Here is a 26840-nt window from a genome sequence, read left to right as displayed (position 1 = left end):
GAAGGTAGCTCGCGAGCAGAAGCACTGAAACCAAGTAGGTGCTTCCGGTTCATGGCCGATATCCCATGTTAGAGCGGAAACTTTCATCAGTAGAGTTTCAATTTAGGTGGTACCGCGAGCAGACTCGTCCTAATTTATTAGGGCGGGTCTTTTTAGTTTAATGCCGATCAATCAACAACAACTGTAAATCTGAAAGGGGAACTTGCCATGTCAGAAAAGAACATGTCCACCAAGTTCAACCCAGCTTCAATTGAAGAAGGGCGCTATCAATGGTGGATCGATGAAGGGTTCTTTAAGCCAAGCGGCGATAAGAAAGCCAAACCATATTCAATCGTTATTCCACCTCCTAACGTTACCGGTAAGCTGCACTTGGGTCACGCCTGGGACACGACGCTGCAGGATATGATCATTCGTCAAAAACGGATGCAGGGCTACGATGTTTTATGGCTGCCAGGGATGGATCATGCCGGAATCGCAACGCAGGCCAAGGTTGAAGCTCGTCTGCGCGAACAAGGCATTTCACGCTATGACTTGGGTCGTGAAAAGTTTGTTCAGCAAGTCTGGGACTGGAAAGACGAATATGCCGATATTATTCACAAGCAATGGGCCAAGATGGGGATCTCGGTAGACTACGATCGTGAGCGCTTTACCCTTGATGAAGGGCTGAATAAGGCTGTGCGCAAGGTCTTTGTTGATCTGTACAACAAGGGTCTAATCTACCGGGCAACCTACATCATCAACTGGGACCCACAGGCACGGACGGCGCTTTCTGACATGGAGGTTATCCATAAAGACGACAAGGGTGCCTTCTACCACGTTAAATATCCATTTACCGATGGCACGACGTTTAATGGCAAGGACTACATTGAAGTTGCCACGACGCGTCCTGAAACCATGTTTGGTGATGAAGCCGTTGCCGTAAACCCAAATGATGAACGTTACAAGGAACTGGTCGGTAAGCATGTCATGGTACCACTGGTCAACCGTGAGATCGAAATCATTGCCGATGATTACGTAACGCCAGACTTTGGTACTGGGATGGTTAAAATCACGCCAGCTCATGACCCCAACGACTTCTTGGTCGGCAAGCGTCATAATCTGCCAGAACTCAACACGATGAATGAAGATGCCTCGTTAAACGAAAATGCCGGCAAATACTGCGGCATGGATCGTTTCGAGGCTCGTAAGGCAATCGTCAAAGATTTGGAAGACGGCGGCTACATGCTTAAGATTGACCCAATCGTGCACTCAGTTGGCCACTCTGAACGAACGGGCGTACAGGTTGAGTCGCGCCTTTCCACGCAATGGTTCGTTAAGATGAAGCCATTGGCAGACAAAGCGTTGGCCAACCAAAAGACGGCCGACCGAGTCAACTTTGTCCCAGAACGGTTCGAGCATACTTTCAACCAATGGATGGAAAACGTTCATGACTGGGTCATCTCACGTCAATTATGGTGGGGCCACCGCATTCCAGCCTGGTACAACAAGCAGACTGGTGAAATGTACGTTGGTATGGAAGCACCAAAGGACGCCGAAAACTGGGAACAGGACAAAGACGTGCTGGATACCTGGTTCAGCTCGGCTTTGTGGCCATTTTCAACGATGGGCTGGCCAGATACGGATTCTGCTGACTTTAAGCGCTACTTCCCAACCAACACGCTGGTTAGCGGCTATGACATCATCTTCTTCTGGGTTGCCCGGATGATCTTCCAGTCACTTGAGTTTACCGGCAAGGCACCATTCCACAACGTCTTGTTGCACGGCTTGATTCGTGATGAGCAGGGCCGCAAGATGAGCAAGTCTTTGGGTAACGGGATTGATCCAATGGACGTCATCGAAAAGTATGGTACGGATGCTTTGCGCTGGTTCCTGGTTACGGGTTCCACGCCTGGTCAAGATATCCGCTTCTCTTATAAGAAGATGGATGCGGCCTGGAACTTTATCAACAAGATCTGGAATGCCAGCCGTTACGTAATCATGAACCTTGGCGACATGCAAAGTGCACCAAAGCTGCCGGCCCAAGATAAGTGGGATCTGGCTGACCGTTGGATTTTGAGTCGTTTGAACGCAACGGTCAAGCAGGTTACCGAACAGTTTGAATCGTTTGATTTTGGTGAGGCCTGCCGCTGTCTGTACAACTTCATCTGGAACGACTTCTGTGACTGGTACATTGAAATGACCAAAGAAAAGCTCAACAATGGGACCGATGAAGAAAAGGCCGACACCAAGAACATCTTGGGTTACGTGCTCGACCAAACGCTTAAACTGATGCACCCAATCATGCCATTCGTTACTGAAGCACTGTGGCAAGACATGCCTCATGAAGGCAAGTCGATCATGATTGCCGACTACCCAGTCGTTCATGATGAGTTCACCGATGAGAAATCCGAAGAACAGATGAAACGTCTGATCGAATTGATCACTGCTGTCCGCAACATCCGTAACGAAGCCAATGCACCAATGTCCAAGCCGGTTGACCTGCTGATCAAGACTGATGACCAAGCTGATGCTGACATGCTTTTGGCTAATGAGGACTACATCAAGCGCTTCTGCCACCCAGCCAATCTGCAGATTGCTACCGATACGCAGGCACCAAAGCTGGCCATGAGTGGGATCGTAACCGGTGCTGAAGTCTACATTCCAATGGCTGAGCTGGTTGATCTTAAAGAAGAGCAAGCCCGGATGGAAAAAGAAATTGCCAAGTTGGAAAAAGAGGTTCAACGCTCGGAAAAGAAGCTTGGCAACGAGAAATTTGTCAACAATGCTCCAGAAGCCGTTGTTGCTGAAGAACGGACTAAGGCTGCCGAATGGAAACAAAAGCTGGAGGCAGCTCAGACTCGTCTTGAATCACTTAAGAATGCTTAAAACGAGGGTTGCTAATCCCGACTTTTTAACCTAGTTTAAATTAAATACGTTGGCATCCCCAGGGTTCATCTGAGCTTTGGGGATGCTTTTTTAAAATCAATTCGACTTTTGCGAACAATTGTTCTATAATGAGCAGTAAAAATGAAAGGATTCATCATGACCAACATTCAAAACTATGATGACGCGTTGGCGTTTATTCACGGTCGTACCAAATTCAAAAAAATTCCTACACTCAAGCGTATGCGGCGATTTTTACAAGAGTTGGGCAATCCGCAGGAAAATCTCGATTATCTGCATATTACGGGAACCAACGGCAAAGGGTCGACAACGGCTATGCTGAGATCAATGCTGATGGCAGACGGCCTGAGCGTAGGGACGTTTACTTCACCGTTTATCGTTCGTTTTAATGAGCGTATTTCATTAAATGGTCAACCGATTCCTGATGATGAGCTGGTTAAGACGGTTCAAAAAGTTGCGCCGATTGTTGACTATCTGGATGAGGTTTTGCCAGAGGGCGGTCCAACTGAATTTGAGATTGATACGGCAATTATGTTTACCTGGTTTGCCAAAATGCGGCCAGACGTCGTCATTCTTGAAGTGGGGATTGGCGGTCTGTTTGACTCGACCAACGTCATCGTACCCAAGGTCAGTGGCATCGTCTCTGTTGGTTACGATCATATGCATGTTTTGGGCGATACGCTGGGCGAGATTGCTGCTCAAAAAGCTGGGATCATCAAGCCTAAGGTTCCGGTCGTAATCGGCAGACTGCCCAAAGCCGCACGTCAGGTGATCATAGAGGCTGCTCAAGACAAGCAGGCACCATTGTATGAAAATGGTCGCCAATTTACGGCCAAAAAGCTAAATGACCATCAATTGAAAAATGAGATTGAATATGATGGCTTGATGATCCACCGTCAAAGATTTCAGTTGGGACTATTGGGTGAGTATCAAGTTGACAATGCTGCCGTTGCGATTACCATGGCCCAGCTTTATTTAAAGCAGCAAGGACTGCCGATTGACGTTGGGTCGTTTCGGCAGGGACTGGCTGATACGCGTTGGCCAGGTCGCTTGGAGGTCGTTAATGACTCGCCGCTGGTAGTCTTGGATGGAGCACATAATCTCCCTGGGATGCAGGCTTTAACGACGACAATCAAAGACGATTTTAAAAACATGGAGATTTATGTTTTAGTAGCCATTTTGGCAGATAAGCAGTATCAGTTGATGTTGGGTGAGATTGCCAGCTTGCCTAACGTACATTTAATGCTGACCAATTTTGCCGGACCAGGTCCCAAGCGGCCAAGTGCCGACTTAAAAAAAGCGGCTCAAGACATTGAGACGCGTTGGCCAATTAAAACAGCTGCCAGCTGGCAGGAAGGACTGCTAAAAATTTCTAAGGAGGCTTCGGCAGACGATGCTATTTTGATTACCGGCTCTTTGTATTTCATCTCAGAAGTGCGCAGTTTTTTCGTTAATTCGGCTGCTGAAAATTAAGGTTATTTGATTTTTAACCGAAAAAATACTATCTGCTCTAGTCTGCATATAGTATTGGCAGGGGAGGTAATCAAATGGTCGAAAAAACTTGTCAGCAGCGTTATGTCACACTGGTCAACATGGTATTTAGCAAGGAAGAGGATCTGGCCAATCATTTTTTAGAACTGTTTCCAACGCCGGCAGTTTTTCGCTGCATGACTATGGAAGAGCAGGATGCCTTTTTAGGCTATGATCGGAAACGACTCAAACCGGTTCTGGCGGCTATTGAGCTGGGCAGTTTGATTCTAACCTGTCCGCACGAGATTTTAGGGCATGCCTATTCCAGCAATGAAGTTGGTCAGTTTTTAATGGACGAGATGGCTGGTCAGACACAAGAATCAGTTGAGATTCTCTGTACGGACGTGCATAACGAAATTATTGCTCGGCACTGTTTGTTTAAGGGAGGGCAAGCCGAATGCATGCTCTATCCTGATCAGATTTTTCGCTATGCGCTTCACTGGAACTCATTTGGCCTGATCATGGCACACAATCATCCTTCAGGTGATCCTGCGCCATCCAGACAGGATTTGAGCTTTATGAGTCGATTGGAGCAGGGCTGCCAGCTTTTGGGACTGCATTTATTGGACTGTCTGGTGATTGGCAGTCAAGACTACTACAGCTGGCGTGAAGGTCAGGAAAGTCATGCGACATTTAATGGTCAAATTGCGAATTGAATTTTAAAATTCGGTTAAGGAACTCCCAATGATGAATAGCAATGCTGTTTTTCTTTAGCGTTTGGTGTATAGTAATGTCTGTTAATTTAACGTTCGGCTATGGTATAATATCAACGCTATTGTATTATGAAAAAGAACGACTACTTTTGTATACGAAGGGAAGAAACAGATTGCTAGGAATTGGAGCAAAAAATATTGGCATCGACCTTGGGACTGCCAATACTATTGTTTACATTGAAGGCAAGGGCATCGTTTTGCGTGAACCATCCGTAGTTGCTCGCAACAAAAAGAGCGGCGAGGTCATTGCGGTTGGCGAAGAAGCACGCGACATGATCGGCCGTACGCCAGCAAGCATCGTGGCAATTCGCCCAATGAAAGACGGCGTAATTGCTGATTATGACACGACGGTTGCCATGATGAAGCACTACATGGAAAAGGCCTTGGGTAAAAACGGCGGCAAGCCATATGTAATGGTCTGCGTACCAAGCGGCGTTACGGAAGTTGAAAAGCGTGCCGTAATTGACGCGACGCGGGTTGCCGGTGCTCGAGATGCCTATGTGATCGAAGAGCCTTTTGCAGCTGCAATTGGTGCTGGTCTGCCGGTTATGGACCCAACTGGCAGCATGGTTGTTGATATTGGTGGTGGTACGACCGATGTTGCTACGATCTCGCTTGGTGGGATTGTTTCCAGCCGCTCAATTCGAATGGCTGGGGACAAGATGAACGATGCAATTGCTCAATTCGTTCGTCAAAACAAGAACCTGCTGATCGGTGAACGGACGGCCGAAAAGCTCAAGTGGGATATCGGCTCAGCTTCGGTTGAAGCAGCTAAGGAAATGGGCACGACTGAGGTTCGCGGTCGTGACCTGGTAACCGGTCTGCCACAAACCAAGGAAGTTTCGGCGGTTGACGTTTCCAATGCTTTGCAAGACGTTGTGGAAGCCATCATTGAAGCCATCAAGGGAACGTTGGAAGAAACCTCGCCTGAAATTGCGGCTGATGTCATTGATCATGGGATCGTCCTGACTGGTGGCGGTGCCTTGCTTAAGCATTTGCCAGAGGTTATTGCCGACGCTACCAAAGTACCGGTATTTATCGCCAATGATCCATTAGACTGCGTTGCTATCGGGACTGGTGAGTCACTGAAGAGCATCGACGTGATGAAAAAGAGCAAGTAGTCACGATTCAGAGTAAAGAGAATAACTGATATACAGTTAACAGGGCGGGGCTGGTCGCAAAACGATTTGTTTTGCCCAGCCCCGTTAAATGTATCTGGATGCATTGGAGGATAAAAATGCAGAAGTTTTTTTCGAATCGCCGCTTGGTAATTACAGTGGTAATTCTGGTGGCCTGCTTTGGCTTGATGGGTGGCTCGGTTGCCATGCGCAATCGTCGTTCGACACCGCCACTGATTCAGCAGTTTGGCAATGACATCGTTGGTTTTGCTGATGACATTGTGGCCTATCCAGTTAATGCAGTCCAAAGTGGCGTCAGCTCAGTTTCTGAATTGATGAATGCCTACACGGAAAATCGTGAACTCAAGCAAAAAGTTTCTGAACTGGCGCAGGTTAAGGTTCGCGATCAAACGCTGGCCAAAGAAAATAAGGAGCTTAAAGCTGAACTGAAGCTTAAAAGCTCACTAACGGACTATTCAACCGTCAGTGCGGCCGTAATGTCAAGAACACCTTCGTCATGGCAGCAACAGTTGGTCATCAATAAGGGACAGACCAGCGGCATTAAGAAAAATATGCCAGTGCTTTCTGGTGGTGGCTTGATTGGTCGCGTCTCTGAGGTTAACAAGACCAACAGTAAGGTTGAACTGCTCAGTGATACTAGCGAGTCATCCAACCGTTTTTCAATAGTGATTAATGGCTCGGATGGCAAAAACGTTAACGGGATTATTACCGGCTACAATGCCAGAACCAATGAATTGATCATGGGTCAGGTAACCTCAACGGCTAAAATCAAAAAAGGCGCCAAGGTCATGACCAACGGAATGGGCGGGATTACGCCTAAAGGGCTCTATGTCGGTAAGGTCTCTCGCATCGGTAAGGACGACTATGGTTTGGCTAAGAAAGTCTACATCAAGCCAGCCACCAACTTTAACGAGATCAATATCGTTACGGTAGCGGAATTAAACGATTAGAGGCGGTGCGACATGTATAGATTATCCCGGTTGAAATACGTATTTCCCTTGGGCCTGTTTGTTGCACTGTTTCTGGATGGCTCTCTAAGCAAGGTCTTTGCGGACTTTTTCTTTCATTACCCATACGCAATGGTTAGCCAGCTGGTGATTGTCTGGCTGGTCTGCGCCTATTTTTTTGAAGGCGACGTGCAGATTCCGCTAATGGGCTTTGCAGTGGCAGCAGGGATTGTCTGCGACCTTTATTATTCTGGAATCTTGGGCCTATTTATGTTTCTTTATCCGATGGTTGTTGGCTTAACCAAATTACTGGCTAAATATATGACACCGAGCTTTCCGATAATTATTTTGATTTTCTTGATTGATATGGTGGTTTTTGAGCTTTTTAATTATTGGGCCTATGCAGCGATTGGCATTGCCAAGGTTGGCTTGACTGGCTTTTTGCTGGACACGCTCTTGCCGACTTTAGCATTGAACCTGGTTTACTTGATAGTTTTGTACCTGCCGTTGCAAAAGCTGATTACCTGGGCTGCCGATACAGAGCGGCGCTAAATTTACACAGAAGTATTGACAAGATCGCAGGATGATAGTAAGATACTGACAATTATTAAAAAACGATAACAAAAACAAAGAACAGACTAGTAGCTGTTTAGTCATCTGCTCAGCGAGTCGCGGTTGATGGGAAGCGACCAGAGGACAACAGTGAATCACATCTGCGAGTTGGGCGATTGAATTGAGTAAGTCGCTCCGGGGAAGCCCGTTACAGCACAGAGTTTAAATTTGAACTCGCTGAGGCAGTCTGGCGTGAGCCGGCTGCAATGATGAGGTGGAACCGCGGCAACGCCCTCTGAGCCATGTGCTCGGGGGCGTTTTTGCTTTCCTTGAAGATTTGAACTTGATGAGGCACTGGCTGTGAAGCCTTTGTAAATCCGAGGTGGGATCACGCTACGGCGTCCTCGACAGTCAAGGTGACTGTTGGGGGCGTTTTTTGTTATCGAAGCATTTGAGGGAGGTTTTATTATGTCAATGCACTACGTTATGGAGATTCTGCCGTCGCTTTTGCAGGGCGCCGGCATGACCTTGAAGCTTTTTTTCTGGACGCTGATTGGCTCATTGCCTTTGGGAATTTTGGTCAGCTTGGGGTTAACGTCTAAGTTCCGGCCGCTGCAGTGGATCCTTGAGATCTATGTCTGGCTGATGCGAGGAACGCCACTTTTGCTGCAGCTGATCTTTGTCTTTTACGGTTTGCCGATTGTCGGAATTGTCTTTCAACGGTATGATGCGGCTTTGTTTGCCTTTATTCTTAACTATGGTGCCTACTTTGCTGAAATTTTCCGTGGCGGCTTTCAATCCATTGATCAAGGCCAATACGAAGCTGCACGAGTACTGCGCTTGAGCTATGGTCAGACGCTGCGCAAGATTGTGATCCCACAGGTGGTCAAGATCGTGATTCCTTCGATTGGTAATGAAGTCATCAACTTGGTCAAAGACTCATCCTTGGTATACGTAATTGGACTTGGCGATCTGCTGCGGGCCGGCAACGTTGCCACGGCACGAGACGTAACGCTGGTACCATTGCTTTTGGTCGGCTTGATCTATCTGATTTTGATTGGGATCTGCACGTTTATCCTAAACAAGGTTGAAAAGCGCTACTCATACTTTAAATAAAAGGAGGCCATGAATATGCTGGAAGTACAGGAACTGAAAAAAAGTTTTGGCGGTCGTCAAATTTTGGACGGTGTCAATCTAACGGTTAAAGATGGTGAGATTTTATGCATCGTTGGTCCATCCGGTGCCGGCAAGACGACGCTTTTGCGTTGCATTACCGGGTTGGAAGCAGCTGACAGCGGTAAATTCTTGATTGATGGCCGTCCTTTTGATCCTCAAGGAACGGAACGCTCTGACAGTGTAATTGGCGTTGTTTTTCAAGACTTTAATCTCTTTCCGAATCTGTCGGTGCTTGAAAACGTCACCTTGGCACCAACCTTGGTTTTGAAAAAGTCCAAAGATGAGGCTCAAAAAGATGCTGAAGAGCTTTTAAAAGAACTTGGTCTGGACGGCAAAGGTGATCTTTATCCATACCAGCTGTCAGGTGGTCAAAAGCAGCGGGTGGCGATTGCACGGGCACTGGCAATGAAGCCCAAAATTCTTTGCTATGACGAGCCGACCTCAGCACTTGACCCCAATTTGCGAGATGAAGTGGCCAAATTGATTCTTGGCTTGAAAAAAGACGGCATGACGCAACTGGTGGTTACGCACGATATGGACTTTGCTCAAAAAGTTGCTGACGATATTTTGCAGGTTAAGGCCTTGGATCAGCAATAAAAATGGGGGCAGGAAAATTGAAGAAGTTTAAGTATTGGCTGCTGTTGCTGCTGATCTTGCCGGTCATGCTGCTGAGCGGCTGCGAAAACGTAACGCAGCGTGCCAACACACAGGATACCTGGAAGCAGATTCAGCGACGCGGCAAGGTAGTGATTGGCCTTGATGATAGTTTCGTGCCAATGGGCTTTCGCCAAAAAAACGGCAAGTTGGTGGGCTATGACATCGATCTGGCCAAGGCAGTGTTTAAGCAGTATGGCATCAAGGTTGATTTTCAAACGATCGACTGGTCGATGAAAGAAACCGAACTGAAAAACGGGACCATTGATCTATTATGGAATGGTTATTCAGTGACTCCGCAACGAGCCAAAAAGGTTGCCTTTAGCCGAGTCTACTTGCTTAACAAGCAGGTCTTGGTTACCAAGAAAAAAGATCACATCAATAATTTCAGTGATATGAAAGGCAAGAGCTTGGGGGTTCAAAATGGTTCAACGGGGGCTGCGGTCTTGGATGAATACCCTAAACTGCTGAAAGACCGCATTAAAAATCACAAAGCTGTGCTCTATGATACCTTCCCTGATGCATTTATCGATTTGAATGCCAACCGAATTCAAGGGATCTTGATGGATGAGGTCTATGCCGACTACTACATCAAGCACCAAAAAGACAGTTCGGCCTATCAAGTCTATACTGACTCGAAGATGCCGCAAGACTATTTTGCCGTGGGCATGCGCAAGGGTGATAAGACGCTGCAAAAGAAGGTCAATGAAGGCCTGGCCAAACTGCAAAAGAATGGCGAACTGCGTCGGATCAATAAGAAATGGTTTGGCATCAGCAGCAATTACCTGGGGCCAGTTAAAAAATAAAATCATTTATCAACGAGGACGTGCACCAGCGCGTCCTCGTTTGTAATTTATCGTAGAATCAAGTAAGATGAAATATTGTATCTATCAGCAAGAATGAAGCATGACGATTGCAATTCGTCAATTAATTTGGAAATGAGGGTAATATGGTGGATTTTAATCTGCAGCCAGGCGTCAGACTGCATGTCAAGCCGACGTCACGGTTTCACGTTAATCGAATCCAGGTCAACTTTGCTACGCCGCAAACCGTTGACAATCCGGCATCACGCAACCTATTGGCTAATCTTTTGGAGACCAGCACGGCCAAATATCCAACACAGACGGCATTTGCCAAGGCACTAAATCATCTGTATGGTGCCGATGCCAGTGCCAGCGTCGGTCGCATTGGCTATGCGCATACGCTGCGAGTCCGTGCTGAGGCAGTCGATGATCGGTTTGCACAGCCGGGCGTTTTTGCCAGCCTGGTTGAGATTTTATATCAGATGATCTTTTGTCCACTGATTAAAGATGGTGCTTTTGATGAGGCAACCTTTAAGACACAGCGGCAAAATGTCGTTAACGAATTAGCCTCAATCAAGGAAAATAAGCAATATTATGCAGCCTGGCAATTGGATCGTCTTTATTATGATCAGAGCTCTTTGATGCGCATTCCCAGCTATGGCCGTTTAAAAGATCTAGAAAAGATTACGCCATCATCACTGGTTTCAACCTATCATGATATGCTTGATCATGATCAGGTTGATATCTTCGTTTATGGCAACGTGGATCCGCAAATGGTATTTGATTTGTTTAGTCATTGGCCATTAAAGCCACGTCAGTCACCATTGCCACAAGATGTCTGCTATCGTCAGCCATTTCATCATCGCGTACGTGAATTGACTGAGCATCAAGACGTTAACCAGGCCAAATTGAATCTGGCCTATCATTTTCCGGTTTTTTATCGTGATGAGAACTACTATGCAGCCTTGGTCATGAATGGAATCCTGGGCGGCACGCCATATTCCAAACTGTTTGCCAATGTGCGTGAAAAAGCCAGCCTGGCCTATTATGCCTCTAGTCAATTACGATTGTTCAGCAGTCATTTGGCAATTCAAACCGGGATTGATGCACAAAACCGATTCCAAGCCCAGCAACTAATCGAAGCTCAGGTCAAAGCAGTTCAAGCAGGTGACTTTACCGAAATGGTTATGCAAGAAGTTAAGGATGCCTTGATCAACCAGTATCAAACCGGTCTGGATGCACCTGGCGGCATCGTTGAACACTGGCTGGTTGACTGTATGAGCAACCACCTGCCGGCTGAAAACGTCGTTGAGTCGTTGCAGCAGGTTAGTCACGACCAGGTTGCTAAATTGGCTCAAAAGCTTCAGCTGCAGGCAGTCTATTTTTTGGATGGTGAAGAATAATGCAGCAGTTTAAATATCCAAAATTTAATCAAACCGTGTATCAACAACGCCTGACAAATGGTCTTTTAGTAACCATGCTGCCAATGGAAGGCTTTCACAAGACCTATGCCGTTTTGTCGACTGAGTTTGGCTCAATCGACAATGCATTTGTGCCAGTTGGAAAAGATGAGCTGTTGACGCTTCCAGACGGCGTAGCGCATTTTTTGGAACATAAGATGTTTGAAAAGGATGATCATGATGCCTTTGATCTGTTTGGCAGGCTGGGAGCCGATGCCAATGCATTTACCAGCTTCACGCAGACGCGCTACCTGTTTTCAACAACTTCACATCTGCATGAAAATCTAGATGTATTACTGGATTTTGTACAGGATCCATATTTTACTGAGCAGACTGTGGCAAAAGAAAAGGGGATCATTGGTCAAGAAATCACTATGTACAATGACGATCCTGGCTGGCGACTGTATTTGGGGATGCTGGGCAATCTGTATCCTAATGATCCGATGCGCATTGATATTGCTGGTACGCAGGAATCAATTCAAAAAATTACGGCTGAAATGCTTTATGATGCCTATCGAACGTTTTATCAGCCAGCCAATATGAATCTGTTTATTGCTGGCAAGCTTGACATTGATCAGACTTTAGCGTGGGTTGAGCAGAATCAGGCCCAAAAGCATTTCGATACACCTAGTCTGCCTAAGCGCCTGGCTGTGATCAGCGATCCAGATGCCAATGACGTGATTCCATTTCGTACGCTGACGATGGCGGTTGAACGTCCCAAGGTCATGGTTGGATTGCGTGGTATTCAGCAGCTTGACGATGGCAAACAGCGGCTGCTTTATAAGTGGCGGATCAATCTGCTTTTGGCAATGCTGTTTGACGAGACCTCGGCCAATTTTTTGCGATTATATGATGCGGGTATTATTGATGACTCGTTTAACTATAATTTTGAGATTCAGCGCGGCTTTCATCTGGCAACGTTCAGCACGGATACGGATCAGATGGAGCAATTTAGCGATGCCATGATTCAGATTTTAAAAGAAGCTCCTGAACAGCTAGAAGCAGTCAAGAATCAGTTTGAAGACATTAAGCATGCGATGCTGGGCCGTTTAATCAATCAGTTGGACTCACCAGAAAACATAGCGGTGCTTTATGGCGGCGGCTACTTTGATCATGCTACGCTGCTTGATGAGATCGAGATTTTGCGTGGTATTGAATATGATGAATTGACGACTGCGATCGATCAGTTTATTAAACCTGAACGACTCTCGGTCTATCAGATTGTGCCACCGACGAAATAAGCGTTTCTTAAAATTTGTCGTGGTGATAGTATGCTATACTGGTCTAGGTTATGGACAAATTTAATAAAGAATGAGGATTAGGTATGAGTGAAAACGAAGAAAAACGACCAGAAGTTGGTAAAAAGCTTCATGATGCTCGGGTAGCCAAGGGATTGACCCTCGATGACCTGCAGCAGGCAACCAAGATTCAAAAGCGCTACTTGATTGCCATCGAAGACGAAAAATTTGATGAGCTGCCTGGTGACTTTTACGTGCGGGCGTTTGTCAAGCAGTATGCCGATACGGTTGGCCTGGACGGCGAGGATTTGTTAAAGGAATACGATGACGATCTGCCTAAAGCCAAGACTGATGAATATTCAGAACATATTGCTCAAGCCGTTGAGACCCGGGCTACTTCAAAACGCAAGCTTACCAAGGTCAACGATGCCAGAAAGTATCTGCCAACACTGATTGCAATTATTGTCGTTATCGTGGTTTTGGCTGCTATCTGGCTGACGGCAATCGTCCGCAGCCACAAGGATTCATCAACCAAGATTGACAACAGCTCGGTTAAGGTTTCCGGTGAATCAAGCAAGAAGTCTTCCAGCTCAAGTAAAAAGAAGTCTTCATCAAGCTCAAAGAAAACGTCAAGTAATATTAAGCTGACGGCAACGAATCGGACCAGCAGTGCCGTTACGTTTACCGGCGATGCCTTGAGCAAGGACACGACGCTGACGATCAAGACTTCCGGCCAGGCTTGGAATGCCGTAACGGTAGACAACTCGCAGCGTCTAAGCAAGACGATGAGTGCCAACCAAACGGAAACGATCAAGATTGCCAAGAGCGCGCAAACAATCGTCTTAACGCTTGGCAATGCCAGTGCAACGACGGTCAAGCTCGGCAATACTACGCTTGATCTGACGCAAAACAACACTTATCCAAACACGCGGACGGTCACGATCAAGCTTGGCAATACCACGCAATCGTCCTCAGCCTCATCGACTTCTTCATCGACGACGGCACCCAGCTCATCACAAAGCACTTCATCAACGACTAGTGCAAGCAACTTGAGTTCAAGTTCGACGACTGCTTCGTCAACGCAGACGACCGCATCCAGTACGCGTTAATTCAATCAAATAGGGGGAAGTTTCGTTGAATCTACCAAACAAATTAACCATCGTCCGGCTGATTATTATTCCGTTTTTCTTAATCTTAATGGTCGTACCATTTGGCTGGGGAAGCGTAACTTTTTGGGGTGCCACGATTCCGGTTGCCGAACTGATTGCGGCAATTTTATTTATCGCAGCTACGATTACCGATAATCTAGATGGTCGGATTGCGCGGCGCGATCATTTGGTAACCAATTTTGGTAAGTTTGCAGATCCATTGGCTGACAAGCTGCTGGTCATGACGGCATTTATCGTTTTGACTGGTCAAGGCGTCGTACCTTCTTGGGTAACGACTATCATTATCTGGCGTGAGCTTTCGGTAACGGGATTACGATTGCTTTTGGTTGAGCAAAACGGGACGGTATTGGCTGCCAAGATGCCAGGCAAGATCAAGACGACTACGCAGTTTATCGCTATTATCTTCTTGTTGATGCATAATGTGATCTTTGCCATTTGGAATATTCCATTTGGCCAGATCATGCTCTACATCTGCCTGTTCTTTACGATTTACTCAGGAATCGACTACTTCGTTAAGGGGCGGGGCGTTTTTGCGGATGGTTTTAAATAAAAGCAAAGAAGCAGTCTTCTAAGGCAAATGAGCTTTAGCGGCTGCTTTTTTTGATTTTTTAAATGCATTAGCCGATAATCGGCATATATTAAGTTGAGGGGGATGACTTATGGAAGCAGAAATTATCTCAATCGGAACCGAAATTATCTTGGGGCAGATTGTCAATACCAATGCCCGCTTTTTGGCTGATCAATTGCGACGGCTCGATATAAATGCATATTGGCAGACGACGACTGATGATGATCCCAAGCGCATTCAAGCAGCCATCAGACAGGCACAAAAGCGGGCTCAGCTGATCTTTGTCTGCGGCGGTCTGGGACCAACGCCTGATGATCAGACCATGGCCAGTACGGCAAAGGCAATTGGTGTTGAATTAGCTTTAGATGATGATCAGTGGCAAAAAATTCAAGCTGATTTTACAGCCCGACAGACGCAAATGACGCCAGAAAATATTAAAATGGCCTACTATCTAAAAGGGGGCCAACCGTTATCCAATCCAACCGGCATGGCAATTGGGGCCTATTTGAATCATCAAGATCACACCTATGTCGTTTTGCCAGGACCACCACGTGAATTCAAGCCAATGGTCACGCAAAGTCTCATACCGCTTTTAAAGCAGCAATTTGGCAGCGGGCGGGCTATTTACAGCCACAATCTGCATTTTTTGGGCCAACCAGAATCGCTTTTGATGGATGAGATTAATCAGATATTGGTCGATGCCAGGATTGATGGCGTCTTAGCAACCTCATACGTTCAACCCGGTGAGATTCAGGTACGACTGACGATTCATGATGTCACTGAAGATCAGGCACTTTTGCGACTAACGGCCGCTGAACAGGCAATTTTTAAACAACTTGGCCAATACTGTTTTGGGATTGGCGAGCATGTCACGCTGGCTGCACAGGTTGTCAAATTACTCCAGGAGCATCACTGGACGATCACCAGTGCCGAAAGCTTAACGGGTGGCATGTTCCAGAGCACGATCTGCAGCGTACCAGGCGCCTCGAAAGTCTTTAATGGTGGTTTTGTAACCTATGCTGCTCAGGCTAAGGAACAGCTGCTGGGCGTTTCTCCAAACATTATTGATCGGTATGGTGTTGTCAGTGCTCAAACCGCTAAGGCAATGGCTGAAGGCTGTCAACAAAAGATGAATGCGAAAGTCGGGGTCTCATTTACCGGTGTTGCGGGTCCCGATGCTTTGGAAAACCAGCCGGCAGGGACGGTTTGGATCGGGATTGCAATCAAAGGTCAGCCAACTCAGACCAGGCTGCTGCATCTGTCACCGAAAATGGCAACGCGCCAATGGATTCGGCAGCGCAGTGTTCAAATGGGATTATTGTACGTCTACTGGGCACTGCAAAATAAAACGAACTAATGTTCACTTTTTGCTTGTCTTTTACCCTCGATTACTGATAAGATAGTTACAGACAACTTCGGACATAAGGAGGAAAACATTTTGGCTGATCAACGACAGGCAGCGCTGGAAAATGCACTGCGCAAGATCGAAAAAAACTTCGGTAAGGGTTCCATCATGCGAATGGGCGATGCTGCCGACACCAAGATTGCAACGGTCTCCAGTGGCTCATTGGCAATTGACGAGGCATTGGGGGTAGGCGGCTATCCACGTGGCCGAATCATTGAAATGTATGGTCCAGAAAGTTCTGGTAAGACGACGGTAGCGCTGCATGCCGTTGCTGAAGTGCAAAAACGCGGCGGTACGGCAGCCTACATTGATGCCGAAAACGCATTGGATCCTCAATATGCTCAGGCATTGGGGGTTAATGTCAAGGATCTGTTGCTCTCTCAGCCCGATACCGGTGAAGAGGGACTGGAGATTGCGGATGCCTTGATTGCCAGTGGGGCGGTCGACATCGTTATTGTCGACTCAGTAGCCGCACTGGTTCCACGAGCCGAAATTGAAGGTGAGATGGGTGATACTCACGTTGGTCTGCAGGCACGTCTGATGTCGCAGGCTTTGCGGAAGCTTTCTGGTGAGATTAATAAGACCAAGACGATTGCCATCTTTATCAATCAGATTCGTGAAAAAGTCGGTGTGATGTTTGGGAATCCAGAAACGACGCCGGGTGGCCGCGCCCTTAAATTCTACTCCACGATTCGAATGGAGATTCGGCGTGGCGAGCAGCTAAAAGATGGAACCGAGGTAATCGGTAACCGTGCCAAGATTAAGGTCGTCAAAAATAAGGTTGCACCGCCATTTAGAAAGGCTGAGGTCGACATCATGTACGGTCAGGGAATCTCTAAGACGGGTGAGGTTTTGGATATGGCCGTTGAAAAAGATCTGGTTAAAAAGAGTGGCGCATGGTATTCCTACGGCAATGAGCGAATTGGTCAAGGTCGTGAGAACGCCAAAAAGTGGTTTGAAGAACATCCAGAAGCGATGGCTGAGCTGACCAATAAGGTTCGAGTGGCCTATGGCATGGAACCGGATGCTTCATTAACGGCAGCTGCCAACAGCGAAAAAGACACTGCCAAGGACAAGAAACCACAGCAAGAAAGCCTGGACATGGCAACTGAAACCAAAGAAAAATAATTCATAAAACTCAGGTCTGATAATGATTGGCCTGGGTTTTATTTAGATTTGAACAATCTTTGTCAAGACATTAAGATTTGTTTAACTCGAATTGTTGACACCATTCTTAAGCACGATTAAAATTATTTTGTGTGCAAATTTTCATTTGTTCACTATTAATTAATTGTTAATTCAACCAACAACATAAAATAGTTGATGCGGAGGTGAAACGATGAGTGCTTTCGGCTTGTTAATCGCCGCGCTCGCTATGGTTGTCGGTATTATTGTCGGCTATGTAATTCGAAAAGTCTCTTATGAGAAACAAATTGCACAGGCGCACAATAGCGCCGAGGGAATTATCGCTGCTGCGAAAAAAGATGCTGCGACGGCCAAAAAAGAAGCTGTTTTAGAGGCTAAAGAAGAAAGTCACAGATATCGGGAAAGCGTGGAACAAGAGCTGAAAAAGCGCCGGGATGAGGTTCAGCGTCAAGAGGACCGCATGCTGCAGCGCGAAACCACGCTTGATCGCAAGGATAATGCCCTTGAAAAAAGAGAAAATGCAGTCAGTTCCCGCGAACGCAAGCTGGATCAAAGGAACGAGCAGATTCAAAAAAGTCAACAACATGTAACGCAATTGATTGAACAGCGTCAGGCTGAACTGGAAAAAGTAGCTCAGATGTCGCATGAAGATGCCAAAGAGCTGCTTTTGAAGCAGATCAAGAATGAATTGAAGACGGAACGAGAAGTCATGATCCGTGATAGTGAGCAGGCGGCAGAACTGACGGCTGATAAAAAGGCCAAGCAGCTGATTGTGGAAGCTATTCAGCGTAGTGCTGCCGACACGGTTTCAGAAGCAACGGTTTCCGTTGTTACCTTGCCAAATGATGATATGAAGGGTCGTATCATCGGACGTGAGGGACGCAACATTCGTACTTTGGAAACTTTAACCGGCATCGATCTGATTATCGACGATACGCCACAGGCAGTCGTTTTAAGCGGTTTTGATCCGGTGCGGCGTGAAATTGCCAAGATGGCTTTAGAGCGTCTGATCCAAGATGGTCGCATTCATCCAGCCAGAATCGAAGAAGCAGTTGAAAAAGCCCGTAAGGATATGGATGCTCAACTGCGTGAAACTGGTGAGCAGACCGTGTTTGATCTGGGACTGCATGCAATGCATCCAGATCTGATCAAGACGATTGGTCGGATGAAGTATCGGACCAGCTATGGCCAAAATGTTTTGGACCATTCAATTGAAGTTGCCAAGCTGGCAGGAATTATGGCTGCCGAGCTGGGCGAAGACGTTACCCTAGCGAAACGCGCTGGTTTATTGCATGATATCGGTAAAGCTGTTGACCATGAGGTTGATGGCTCACATGTCGAATTGGGGGTCGAGCTGACTCGCAAGTATAAAGAAAATCCGGTTGTAATCAACACAATTGCATCGCACCACGGCGACGTACCGGCAGAGTCAATCATTGCCGTATTGGTTCAAGCTGCCGATGCAATTTCAGGTGCTCGTCCAGGTGCACGCAGCGAGTCACTTGAGCAATACATTCAACGGCTCAAGAAACTAGAAGAGATCGCCAACCGTAATTCGGGCGTCGATCACAGCTATGCCATCCAAGCTGGTCGTGAGGTTCGTGTAATCGTCAAGCCAGATAAGATTACCGACTTACAGGCAACGGCTCTGGCACATGATATTAAAAAGGAAATCGAAGGACAGCTTGAATATCCTGGCCATATCAAGGTTACGGTTATTCGTGAAGTACGGGCCGTCGATTATGCCAAATAGTAAATAGGGATTGGAGAAGCGGTTCTTCAGTCCCTGTTTTGCGTTTTAGACGCAAAGTCATTAAAATTAAGAAATCAAAGATAAGCAGGTGAAAATTTTTGGCTAAGAAGCTTACGCCAATGATGGCACAATACCAACAAGTTAAAGACCAATATCCAGATGCTTTTTTGTTTTATCGATTAGGCGATTTTTATGAACTATTTAATGATGATGCGGTCAAAGGTGCGCAAATCCTTGAATTGACGCTGACGACGCGCAATCACAGTGCTGCCAACCCGATTCCGATGTGTGGCGTTCCCCATAAGGCGGTTGATGGCTATGTCGATATTTTAATTGAAAAGGGCTATAAGGTAGCAATCTGTGAACAAATGGAGGATCCCAAAAAAGCCAAGGGAATGGTCAAGCGTGCCGTGACGCGTTTGATTACGCCAGGAACGCAGATGGATCAAAGTGGGGATGCAGCCCGCAGCAATAACTACCTGGCTGCTTTAAGACAGCAGGATCAGACTTTTGAGTTGGCTTATGCCGATTTGGCAACCGGTGAATTAAAAACGACCACGCTGCAAGGGAGCAATGCAGCACTTAACGAATTGATCAATCTGCAAACCAAGGAAATTGTCGTTGACGACTCATTGGTTGATGGACTTAAGCAGCAATTGACCAAGCGCAACATTTTGCTTTCAAAACAGCCCGAAATCTTAAAAAATGCTGAAGTCAGCTATTTAACCCAAGATCTGGAGCAAGCAGGTGAAAAGCAGGTCGTGGCTCAGCTGGTCTCTTATCTGCTGACAACGCAAAAACGCTCGCTTGATCATCTGCAAAAAGCTATTTCATATCAGCCAAGCTCATATATGAAGATCGATCATTATTCTAAGACCAATCTGGAATTAATGACCAATATGCGCAGTGGCAAGCGTCAAGGAACCTTGGCCTGGCTTTTGGATGAAACCAAGACGGCAATGGGCAGTCGACTGCTCAAACGCTGGCTGGATCGGCCATTGATTGACCAAGAGCAGATCGTTCAGCGGCAAGACAAGGTTCAGGTACTGCTTGACAACTATTTTGAAAGAAGCAATCTGCAGCAGGAACTGACTCAGGTATACGATCTGGAGCGTCTAGCCGGTCGAGTAGCCTATGGCAGCGTAAATGGCCGTGACTTGATTCAATTAAAGACCTCGCTTTTGCAGGTACCAAAGATTAAATATATCTTAGAAACGCTGGATGCACCGGTTTTTGACGATCTGGTAGCCAAGCTGGATCCACTGGCAGATATTGCTGATCTGATTCAGCGCGCAATTGCTGAAGAACCACCGATCTCGGTAACAGATGGCGGGGTAATCAAATCTGGATACAATGATCAGTTAGACCAATATCGTGATGCTATGGACAACGGCAAGCAATGGATTGCTCAGCTGCAGGCTAAAGAGCGTGAGGCAACCGGTATCAGCAACCTTAAGATTGGCTACAACCATGTCTTTGGCTACTATATCGAAGTTACCAAGGCTAATTTGAGCAAGCTGCCAACCGATCGTTATGAACGCAAGCAGACGCTGACGAACGCTGAGCGCTTCAGCACGCCGGAGCTAAAGGAAAAAGAAGCCTTGATTTTAGGCGCACAGGAAAAATCAACGGCCCTGGAATACGACTTGTTCGTTGGCGTGCGCGAAACCGTCAAACAGGCAATCAATCGCCTGCAGTCACTGGCTAAGGCATTATCGGAACTGGATGTGCTGCAGAGCTTTGCCGTGGTGAGTGAGGACTATCATTTTGTACGACCAAAACTAAACCAGGAGCATCGTTTGATAATTAAAAACGGTCGCCATCCAGTAGTTGAAAAAGTAATGGGCTATCAAAAATACGTCCCCAATGACGTTTTGATGGATCCAAAGACTTCAATTCTGTTGATTACCGGGCCCAACATGTCGGGTAAAAGCACGTATATGCGCCAATTGGCCTTAACGGCGGTGATGGCGCAGATGGGCTGTTTTGTACCGGCTGACCAGGCAGATCTGCCGATTTTCGATCAGATCTTTACGCGAATCGGTGCAGCTGATGACCTGATTGCGGGCGAAAGTACGTTTATGGTCGAGATGATGGAAGCCAACAATGCCTTGCAGCACGCTACTGCCAATAGTTTGATTCTGTTTGACGAGATTGGGCGGGGAACGGCAACTTATGATGGAATGGCACTGGCTCAAGCGATCATTGAATACGTTCATGATCATATCGGCGCTAAGACGCTTTTTTCTACGCACTATCACGAACTGACCGATCTGGAGCAGACATTAAATCATCTGCACAACGTTCATGTAGGTGCCACTGAGGAAAATGGCGAGCTGGTCTTTTTGCATAAGATTGAAGACGGTCCTGCCGACAAGTCGTATGGGATTCATGTTGCCAAGCTGGCTGGGATGCCGACTGATCTGTTAAAACGTGCTGCCCAGATTCTCAGTCAGTTGGAGAGTCAAGACGAGATCAAGCTGACTGCGCTGAATCCGACTGAAGCACAAAAAGCGACTGCAGTCGATACGGCACCAAGCGTTGAATCATCAGCTGCGCCAGTCAATGCCGTAGCTGAAAAAACGTCTCCGGCACCGCTTGTCTCAGAACCCGACGGTCAATTAGAACTGTTTGCTCCAGCGCCAGCAGTTAAAAAATCGCTTGCGGGTCCGGAAGAAAAGGTGATTCGCCAGCTTAAGAATCTGAATCTGATGGGGATGACGCCAATGGAAATCATGAATCAGGTTTATGAATGGCAGACCAGACTGGCAAAACAAAAGTGAGTTGAGACTTAATGGGAAAAATTCATCAATTAAGCAGCGTATTGGCTAATCAGATTGCAGCCGGTGAGGTAATTGAGCGACCTTCATCGATCGTCAAAGAACTGGTCGAAAATTCTTTGGATGCTCACAGTCAGCGTATCGACGTTGTGGTAACCGAGTCGGGACTGGGCAGTATTCGCGTGATCGATGATGGCGATGGAATTGCCAGAAGTGACGTGCCAATGGCTTTTAAGCGTCACGCTACCAGCAAGATTGAAACGGCTGGCGATCTGTTTCGTGTTCAGACAATGGGCTTTCGTGGCGAAGCGCTGCCAAGTATTGCTTCGGTTGCTGATGTAATCATGACAACGGCGGTATCGGGGCAGGAAGGAACGTCTTATCATATTCGCGGCGGCGAGGAAAAAGCGCTGAAGCCGGCTATTGCACGGAAAGGAACGGATATTCTGGTGACGGAGCTGTTTTACAATACGCCAGCCCGCCTGAAGTATCTAAAGTCGCCTAAAACCGAGCTGAGTCACTTGATCGACATCGTTAATCGGCTGGCTCTGGCTAATCCAGCCGTAGCCATCTCGTTTACGCATGATGGCCGAGAAGTATTTCGTTCTGCCGGCAACGGTAAGCTGCAGCAAGTGATTGCAGCTATCGATGGGGTCAACGTTGGTCGCATGATGATTCCGATTCATGGTGAAAATCCCGACTTCAGTATCTCCGGTTATATCTCAAAGCCAGAGCTGACGCGAGCGCAGCGAAGTCACATCACGCTAACGATCAATCATCGCTATGTACGCAGTTACGCACTAACCAAGGCAATTATTGCCGGCTATCGGTCAAAGCTGATGGTGGGACGGTTTCCGTTTGCCGTGATCAATATCGATCTGGATCCGGTATTGGTCGATGTCAATGTTCATCCAGCCAAGCGCGAGGTGCGACTGAGCAAGGAGGAACAATTGGCCAGCCTTTTGGAACAGGCAGTCTTTCATGGCCTGGCCAATCAGAATCTGATTCCAGACGTTGGTTCTCAGGCTCAGCAGCTAAAAGCCAAGTCAAGCGCAGAGTCAAGTCAGTTTGGTGAAGCGGCGCCGGTCTATCAGCCAGCCGCAACACCGGCACCGACTCAAGCGGCAGCCTCGGTTGAAAAAAAGGCCCAAGAAGATGATCATCTGGCTGCCCAACCAGTGGTAATCAAACAACGAGACGATCTTAATCAACCAGCACTGCAGGCCTTTGATCAGCGCTACCAAAATGAGGAGCAGGCAGCTCCATTTGAGCAGTCAATATCAGATCAGTCAACTATGATTGGGCAATCAAACTCACCAGACGTTAAGACCGAAGAGCTGACCTTGGATATCGACGATGCCGGCAGTCAGGCTGAACAGCGCTTTCCGGATCTGCAATATCTGGCGCAATATCACGGGACGTTTTTGCTGGCAGAGGCTTCAGATGGTTTGTATCTGGTCGATCAGCATGCGGCCCAAGAACGGATTAATTTTGAGCGTTTTCGGCATGAAATCGGTGAAGTCGGTCATGATCAGCAGGCTTTTTTGACGCCGATGGTTTTAAGCTATTCAACGGCTGAGGCGCTAAAGATCAGCGAGCATTTAGACGTCTTACGTGGCGTTGGCTTAAACCTGGAACCATTTGGGCAAAACAGCTTTGTTTTATCAGAGCATCCCACCTGGTTTGTTGAGGGACAAGAAGAGGCAACGGCCAAAGAAATGATTGATTGGATTTTGAGTGATGCAGAACTGAACGTCGCGCATTTTCGTTTGAAAACGGCCATGATGATGAGCTGTAAACGAGCAATTAAGGCCAATCATTATCTGGATGATCAACAGGCCAAAGCGCTGCTGAAAAAACTGCCACAGTGTCAAAATCCATTCAACTGCCCACATGGTCGGCCAGTAACGATCCATTTTACCGATACGGATCTGGAAAAACTCTTTAAACGAATTCAAGATCATCACCAGGCCTATTCGCGTGATTTCGATGCCCATTCATTCTAAAAGCGAACGCATGTGTGCTATAATGAAAACAACCTTAAAAAGTGAGGAATAAAAATTGTTTGAATATCTTACTGGAGCAATCGTTCAGACCGCACCGACCTATATCGTGCTCGACGTTAATGGCGTTGGTTATCGGCTGGCCTGTGCCAATCCATATCGCTGGTCGGTCAACGTCAGCGACAAGGTCAAGGTATTTGTCTATCAGGCGGTCAGAGAAGATGCCATTACCCTGTATGGTTTTGTCAGTGCTGAAGAAAAGCAGCTTTTCATGCAGCTGATCAACGTATCGGGAATTGGTCCCAAAAGCGCATTGGCAATTCTGGCCAATCCTGATCATCAAGGATTAATTGATGCCATTGCCAACGATAATGTCAGCTATCTGACTAAGTTTCCCGGCATCGGTAAGAAAACGGCCGGTCAAATCGTCTTGGATCTGCATGATAAAATTGATCAATTGCGTGCCAATGAGCCACTGGACTTCAATGTGCCAGCCAGTGATACAGATCTAACGCCAGAGCTGCGGGATGCCTTGGCGGCGCTGAGTGCGCTGGGCTATCCCGAACGGTCGGTTAAAAAGGTACAAAAAGCGCTTAGCAAGGAGTCGGCAATGTCGACCGATGACTATCTGCGTCAGGGACTGCGCTTGTTAAGCTAGTAAAGGAGGGATTTTCGTGGAGGATGATCAGCACTTGATGTCGGCTCAGGTTGAAAATGAGGCGGAAAGTGCCGGTGAAACGAGCCTGCGTCCCCAGTGGCTTGCCGAATATATTGGTCAAGAACAAATCAAAAAGAAACTGTCTGTCTACGTCCAAGCCGCCCGCAGTCGTGAAGAAGCGCTCGACCACGTGCTTTTGTATGGACCACCGGGGCTGGGGAAAACGACCTTGGCGATGGTGATTGCTCATGAGATGAACGTTGGCATCAAGACGACCAGTGGCCCAGCCATTGAAAAGCCAGGTGATCTGGTAGCCATGCTAAACGAGCTGCATCCTGGCGATGTCTTGTTTATTGATGAGATCCATCGACTGCCCAAAACGGTTGAAGAAATGCTCTATTCGGCAATGGAGGATTTTTATATCGATATTGTCGTTGGCGAAGGTCCAACAGCACATCCGATTCATTTTCCGTTGCCGCCATTTACCCTAATTGGTGCGACGACACGGGCTGGGGTCTTATCGGCACCATTGCGGGACCGGTTTGGCATTATCGAGCATATGGCCTATTACAGCCAAGATGAGCTGGAAAGAATCATCTTTCGTTCAGCCAAGATCTTTGCCATGCCAATTGAACCGACCGGCGCTAAGGAACTGGCCATGCGTTCAAGAGGTACGCCGCGAATTGCCAATCGTCTTTTAAAACGGGTCCGCGACTTTGCCCAAGTGGCTGGCAATGATGCTATTGATGCGGCAACCGTGGCCAAGGCTCTGCAGCTTTTGCAAGTCGACGAGCGTGGACTGGATGAGATCGATCGACGGATTTTGCATACCATGATCGATTACTATCATGGCGGTCCGGTTGGTCTAAAGACGATTGCTGCCAATGTCGGTGAGGAAATGGGTACGATCGAGGAAATGTATGAACCCTATCTGCTGCAGATTGGCTTTATCGCCCGTACGCCAAGGGGACGCGTTGCTACGCCGGCTGCCTATCAGCATCTAGGAATCCCGCTGCCTGGTGAAGGAAGATAGGCTTACCGTGCGACGATAGGGCAGGCCAAAATGAAAGGGTAAATAGTTTTGAAGCTAGATTTTAAATTACAAAAAACTTACGGATCAATGCGGGCAGCCAGGTTAAAGGTCGGTCAACAAACGATTGCTACGCCAGCCTTGATCGTTTCGGCACCTGCATTGACAATTCATGATCTGGCACCGATCGAGGCTGAACATTCTCAGGTTAAAGGACTCAGCGTTGATGCAAGCATCATCTCACAAAACCCAGGAACTGAAATCGTTCAGGCATCAGGTGGACTGCACCGACTAATGGATTGGGATGGACTGGTGATTGCTCAGCCTGGCGACTTTTTGCATCTGCCACGGGTTAAGAAAAATCATCTGACCAAAGACGGCGTTCGCTTTCATGACGTTAAGACCGGTGCGGTGCGTTTGATGACGCCGCAGTCTGTAATCGAATCACAAACCAAGATGCAGCCCGATATTATGCTGATGCTTAGTCAAACGCCGCCTTACTATGCCACGCACGACTATATCGAAAAAGCCGTTGCCATTAATTCAGCCTGGGCCAAAGCAGCTAAAGCAGCCCTGACGCCAGATTCGCCGGCTGTGCTTGGCGTGATGCAGGGAGCGGGTTTTGCTCAGCTGCGAGCACAAAGCATCGCATCCTTATTAGAGCTTGGCTTTGATGGTTACGTGATTGGTGGGATCAGTGATATTGACGATGATGATGAGTATGATCGGATTTTAAAGGCCAGCATCGATTGTCTGCCTAAAAATCAACTCCGGATGGTTAGTGATGTTCAATCGCCGGCTCAACTGATCAGTGCATTGCAAAATGGCGTTGATCTGATTGAAACCTCTTTACCAACGCACTGGGGACATTATGGTAAAGCCCTGAGTGATCAAGGACTGTTGCCGATTAAAAAAGAACGCTTTGCCAAAGATCTGCAGCCACTGGCAAAAGATTGTGACTGTCAGGTTTGCCGACACTACTCAAGAGCCTATCTTAGACATCTGCTTCATATGGGTGATCCAGTGGGGACGCGTCTGATCGGCCAGCATAATCTTTGGTACCTGCAAAAGATGTTTGTTCAAACTCGTCAGTCCATTATGCATGATCAGTCACCAGCAATCGTTTTTAATGGGTTGGCCTAGAATGAACAATCGGTATTCGATTTGGTCAGAAATGCTGGTTTTTAGTTGAACCAGTGGTATTTGACCCGTTTTTTTGGTAAAGTTATTTAT

21 protein-coding genes and 2 other annotated features (1 of these 23 running past the window's edge) are annotated in these 26840 nt (G+C 47.2%); all 21 genes read left to right on the top strand.

From position 1 onward, the window contains the following. Window positions 1-135 (top strand) — a binding site (T-box leader) (it extends 84 nt beyond the left edge of the window). A 72-nt stretch (window positions 136-207) separates the two neighbouring features. The 21 genes from HF864_RS00285 to HF864_RS00185 all read left to right on the top strand — a co-directional run bounded on the left by HF864_RS00285 (window position 208) and on the right by HF864_RS00185 (window position 26750). After that, window positions 208-2865 (top strand): valine--tRNA ligase, encoded by a 2658-nt coding sequence (locus HF864_RS00285; RefSeq protein ID WP_169461154.1) that lies wholly within the window; start codon window positions 208-210, stop codon window positions 2863-2865. 141 nt (window positions 2866-3006) lie between these two features. Continuing rightward, the gene (locus HF864_RS00280) at window positions 3007-4356 is read left to right on the top strand and encodes a folylpolyglutamate synthase/dihydrofolate synthase family protein (RefSeq protein ID WP_169461153.1); all 1350 of its coding nucleotides are present in this window, start codon (window positions 3007-3009) and stop codon (window positions 4354-4356) included. Between the two features lie 74 nt (window positions 4357-4430). Then, window positions 4431-5069 (top strand): JAB domain-containing protein, encoded by a 639-nt coding sequence (locus HF864_RS00275; protein ID WP_169461152.1) that lies wholly within the window; start codon window positions 4431-4433, stop codon window positions 5067-5069. Between the two features lie 170 nt (window positions 5070-5239). After that, window positions 5240-6247, top strand: a complete 1008-nt coding sequence (locus tag HF864_RS00270; RefSeq protein WP_006500252.1) for a rod shape-determining protein — start codon at window positions 5240-5242, stop codon at window positions 6245-6247. 116 nt (window positions 6248-6363) lie between these two features. Then, on the top strand, window positions 6364-7215 hold the full coding sequence (mreC, locus tag HF864_RS00265) for a rod shape-determining protein MreC (RefSeq protein WP_169461151.1): 852 nt from the start codon (window positions 6364-6366) through the stop codon (window positions 7213-7215). 12 nt (window positions 7216-7227) lie between these two features. Further along, window positions 7228-7764, top strand: a complete 537-nt coding sequence (mreD, locus tag HF864_RS00260; RefSeq protein ID WP_169461150.1) for a rod shape-determining protein MreD — start codon at window positions 7228-7230, stop codon at window positions 7762-7764. Window positions 7765-7832: 68 nt separating this feature from the next. Then, window positions 7833-8063 (top strand) — a binding site (T-box leader). 175 nt (window positions 8064-8238) lie between these two features. Further along, window positions 8239-8880: an amino acid ABC transporter permease gene (locus HF864_RS00255; protein WP_334312689.1), complete on the top strand. Its 642-nt coding sequence runs from the start codon at window positions 8239-8241 to the stop codon at window positions 8878-8880. A 15-nt stretch (window positions 8881-8895) separates the two neighbouring features. After that, window positions 8896-9537 (top strand): amino acid ABC transporter ATP-binding protein, encoded by a 642-nt coding sequence (locus HF864_RS00250; protein ID WP_169461148.1) that lies wholly within the window; start codon window positions 8896-8898, stop codon window positions 9535-9537. 17 nt (window positions 9538-9554) lie between these two features. Then, entirely contained in the window at window positions 9555-10400 is an 846-nt protein-coding gene (locus HF864_RS00245; RefSeq protein WP_169461147.1) for an amino acid ABC transporter substrate-binding protein, read from the top strand. Window positions 10401-10543: 143 nt separating this feature from the next. Beyond that, window positions 10544-11800, top strand: a complete 1257-nt coding sequence (locus HF864_RS00240; protein WP_169461146.1) for a pitrilysin family protein — start codon at window positions 10544-10546, stop codon at window positions 11798-11800. Further along, window positions 11800-13098, top strand: coding sequence for a pitrilysin family protein (locus tag HF864_RS00235; RefSeq protein ID WP_169461145.1), 1299 nt, complete (start codon window positions 11800-11802; stop codon window positions 13096-13098). The genes HF864_RS00240 and HF864_RS00235 overlap by 1 nt, the downstream gene beginning before the upstream one ends. Before the next feature lie 83 nt (window positions 13099-13181). Further along, window positions 13182-14204 (top strand): RodZ domain-containing protein, encoded by a 1023-nt coding sequence (locus tag HF864_RS00230; protein ID WP_169461144.1) that lies wholly within the window; start codon window positions 13182-13184, stop codon window positions 14202-14204. Between the two features lie 25 nt (window positions 14205-14229). Beyond that, complete coding sequence (gene pgsA / locus HF864_RS00225) at window positions 14230-14814, top strand: CDP-diacylglycerol--glycerol-3-phosphate 3-phosphatidyltransferase (protein ID WP_169461143.1); 585 nt, start codon at window positions 14230-14232, stop codon at window positions 14812-14814. 109 nt (window positions 14815-14923) lie between these two features. Then, a complete protein-coding gene (locus tag HF864_RS00220; RefSeq protein ID WP_169461142.1) occupies window positions 14924-16189 on the top strand; it encodes a competence/damage-inducible protein A in 1266 nt (421 codons plus the stop codon). 81 nt (window positions 16190-16270) lie between these two features. Beyond that, window positions 16271-17365: a recombinase RecA gene (recA, locus tag HF864_RS00215; protein WP_169461141.1), complete on the top strand. Its 1095-nt coding sequence runs from the start codon at window positions 16271-16273 to the stop codon at window positions 17363-17365. A gap of 211 nt (window positions 17366-17576) precedes the next feature. Further along, a complete protein-coding gene (gene rny / locus HF864_RS00210; RefSeq protein WP_169461140.1) occupies window positions 17577-19136 on the top strand; it encodes a ribonuclease Y in 1560 nt (519 codons plus the stop codon). Between the two features lie 98 nt (window positions 19137-19234). Then, window positions 19235-21919: a DNA mismatch repair protein MutS gene (gene mutS / locus HF864_RS00205; protein ID WP_169461139.1), complete on the top strand. Its 2685-nt coding sequence runs from the start codon at window positions 19235-19237 to the stop codon at window positions 21917-21919. A gap of 11 nt (window positions 21920-21930) precedes the next feature. Beyond that, window positions 21931-23922 carry a DNA mismatch repair endonuclease MutL gene (mutL, locus tag HF864_RS00200; protein ID WP_169461138.1) on the top strand — a complete coding sequence of 664 codons (1992 nt, stop codon included), beginning with the start codon at window positions 21931-21933 and terminating at the stop codon, window positions 23920-23922. Window positions 23923-23977: 55 nt separating this feature from the next. Further along, window positions 23978-24577: a Holliday junction branch migration protein RuvA gene (gene ruvA, locus HF864_RS00195; protein WP_169461137.1), complete on the top strand. Its 600-nt coding sequence runs from the start codon at window positions 23978-23980 to the stop codon at window positions 24575-24577. A 16-nt stretch (window positions 24578-24593) separates the two neighbouring features. Further along, complete coding sequence (gene ruvB / locus HF864_RS00190) at window positions 24594-25610, top strand: Holliday junction branch migration DNA helicase RuvB (protein WP_169461136.1); 1017 nt, start codon at window positions 24594-24596, stop codon at window positions 25608-25610. 48 nt (window positions 25611-25658) lie between these two features. After that, a complete protein-coding gene (locus tag HF864_RS00185) occupies window positions 25659-26750 on the top strand; it encodes a tRNA guanosine(34) transglycosylase Tgt (protein ID WP_205882228.1) in 1092 nt (363 codons plus the stop codon). Window positions 26751-26840: the final 90 nt, after the last annotated feature.

Origin of the sequence: Lactobacillus sp. MRS-253-APC-2B, from assembly GCF_012843675.1 — a bacterium.
GTDB lineage: Bacteria > Bacillota > Bacilli > Lactobacillales > Lactobacillaceae > Limosilactobacillus > Limosilactobacillus pulli.
The sequence above is the reverse complement of the archived record's forward strand: the minus strand, read 5'-3'. Positions and strand labels throughout refer to the sequence as shown.

Bases quoted from the DNA above. Each gene is read 5' to 3' on its own strand.
- HF864_RS00220 (WP_169461142.1), top strand. From the start codon at position 14,924: ATGGAAGCAGAAATTATCTCAATCGGAACCGAAATTATCTTGGGGCAG.
- mreC (WP_169461151.1), top strand. From the start codon at position 6,364: ATGCAGAAGTTTTTTTCGAATCGCCGCTTGGTAATTACAGTGGTAATT.
- HF864_RS00285 (WP_169461154.1), top strand. From the start codon at position 208: ATGTCAGAAAAGAACATGTCCACCAAGTTCAACCCAGCTTCAATTGAA.
- HF864_RS00240 (WP_169461146.1), top strand. From the start codon at position 10,544: ATGGTGGATTTTAATCTGCAGCCAGGCGTCAGACTGCATGTCAAGCCG.
- rny (WP_169461140.1), top strand. From the start codon at position 17,577: ATGAGTGCTTTCGGCTTGTTAATCGCCGCGCTCGCTATGGTTGTCGGT.
- HF864_RS00230 (WP_169461144.1), top strand. From the start codon at position 13,182: ATGAGTGAAAACGAAGAAAAACGACCAGAAGTTGGTAAAAAGCTTCAT.
- HF864_RS00275 (WP_169461152.1), top strand. From the start codon at position 4,431: ATGGTCGAAAAAACTTGTCAGCAGCGTTATGTCACACTGGTCAACATG.
- HF864_RS00255 (WP_334312689.1), top strand. From the start codon at position 8,239: ATGCACTACGTTATGGAGATTCTGCCGTCGCTTTTGCAGGGCGCCGGC.
- HF864_RS00235 (WP_169461145.1), top strand. From the start codon at position 11,800: ATGCAGCAGTTTAAATATCCAAAATTTAATCAAACCGTGTATCAACAA.
- HF864_RS00250 (WP_169461148.1), top strand. From the start codon at position 8,896: ATGCTGGAAGTACAGGAACTGAAAAAAAGTTTTGGCGGTCGTCAAATT.
- HF864_RS00280 (WP_169461153.1), top strand. From the start codon at position 3,007: ATGAAAGGATTCATCATGACCAACATTCAAAACTATGATGACGCGTTG.
- mreD (WP_169461150.1), top strand. From the start codon at position 7,228: ATGTATAGATTATCCCGGTTGAAATACGTATTTCCCTTGGGCCTGTTT.
- mutL (WP_169461138.1), top strand. From the start codon at position 21,931: ATGGGAAAAATTCATCAATTAAGCAGCGTATTGGCTAATCAGATTGCA.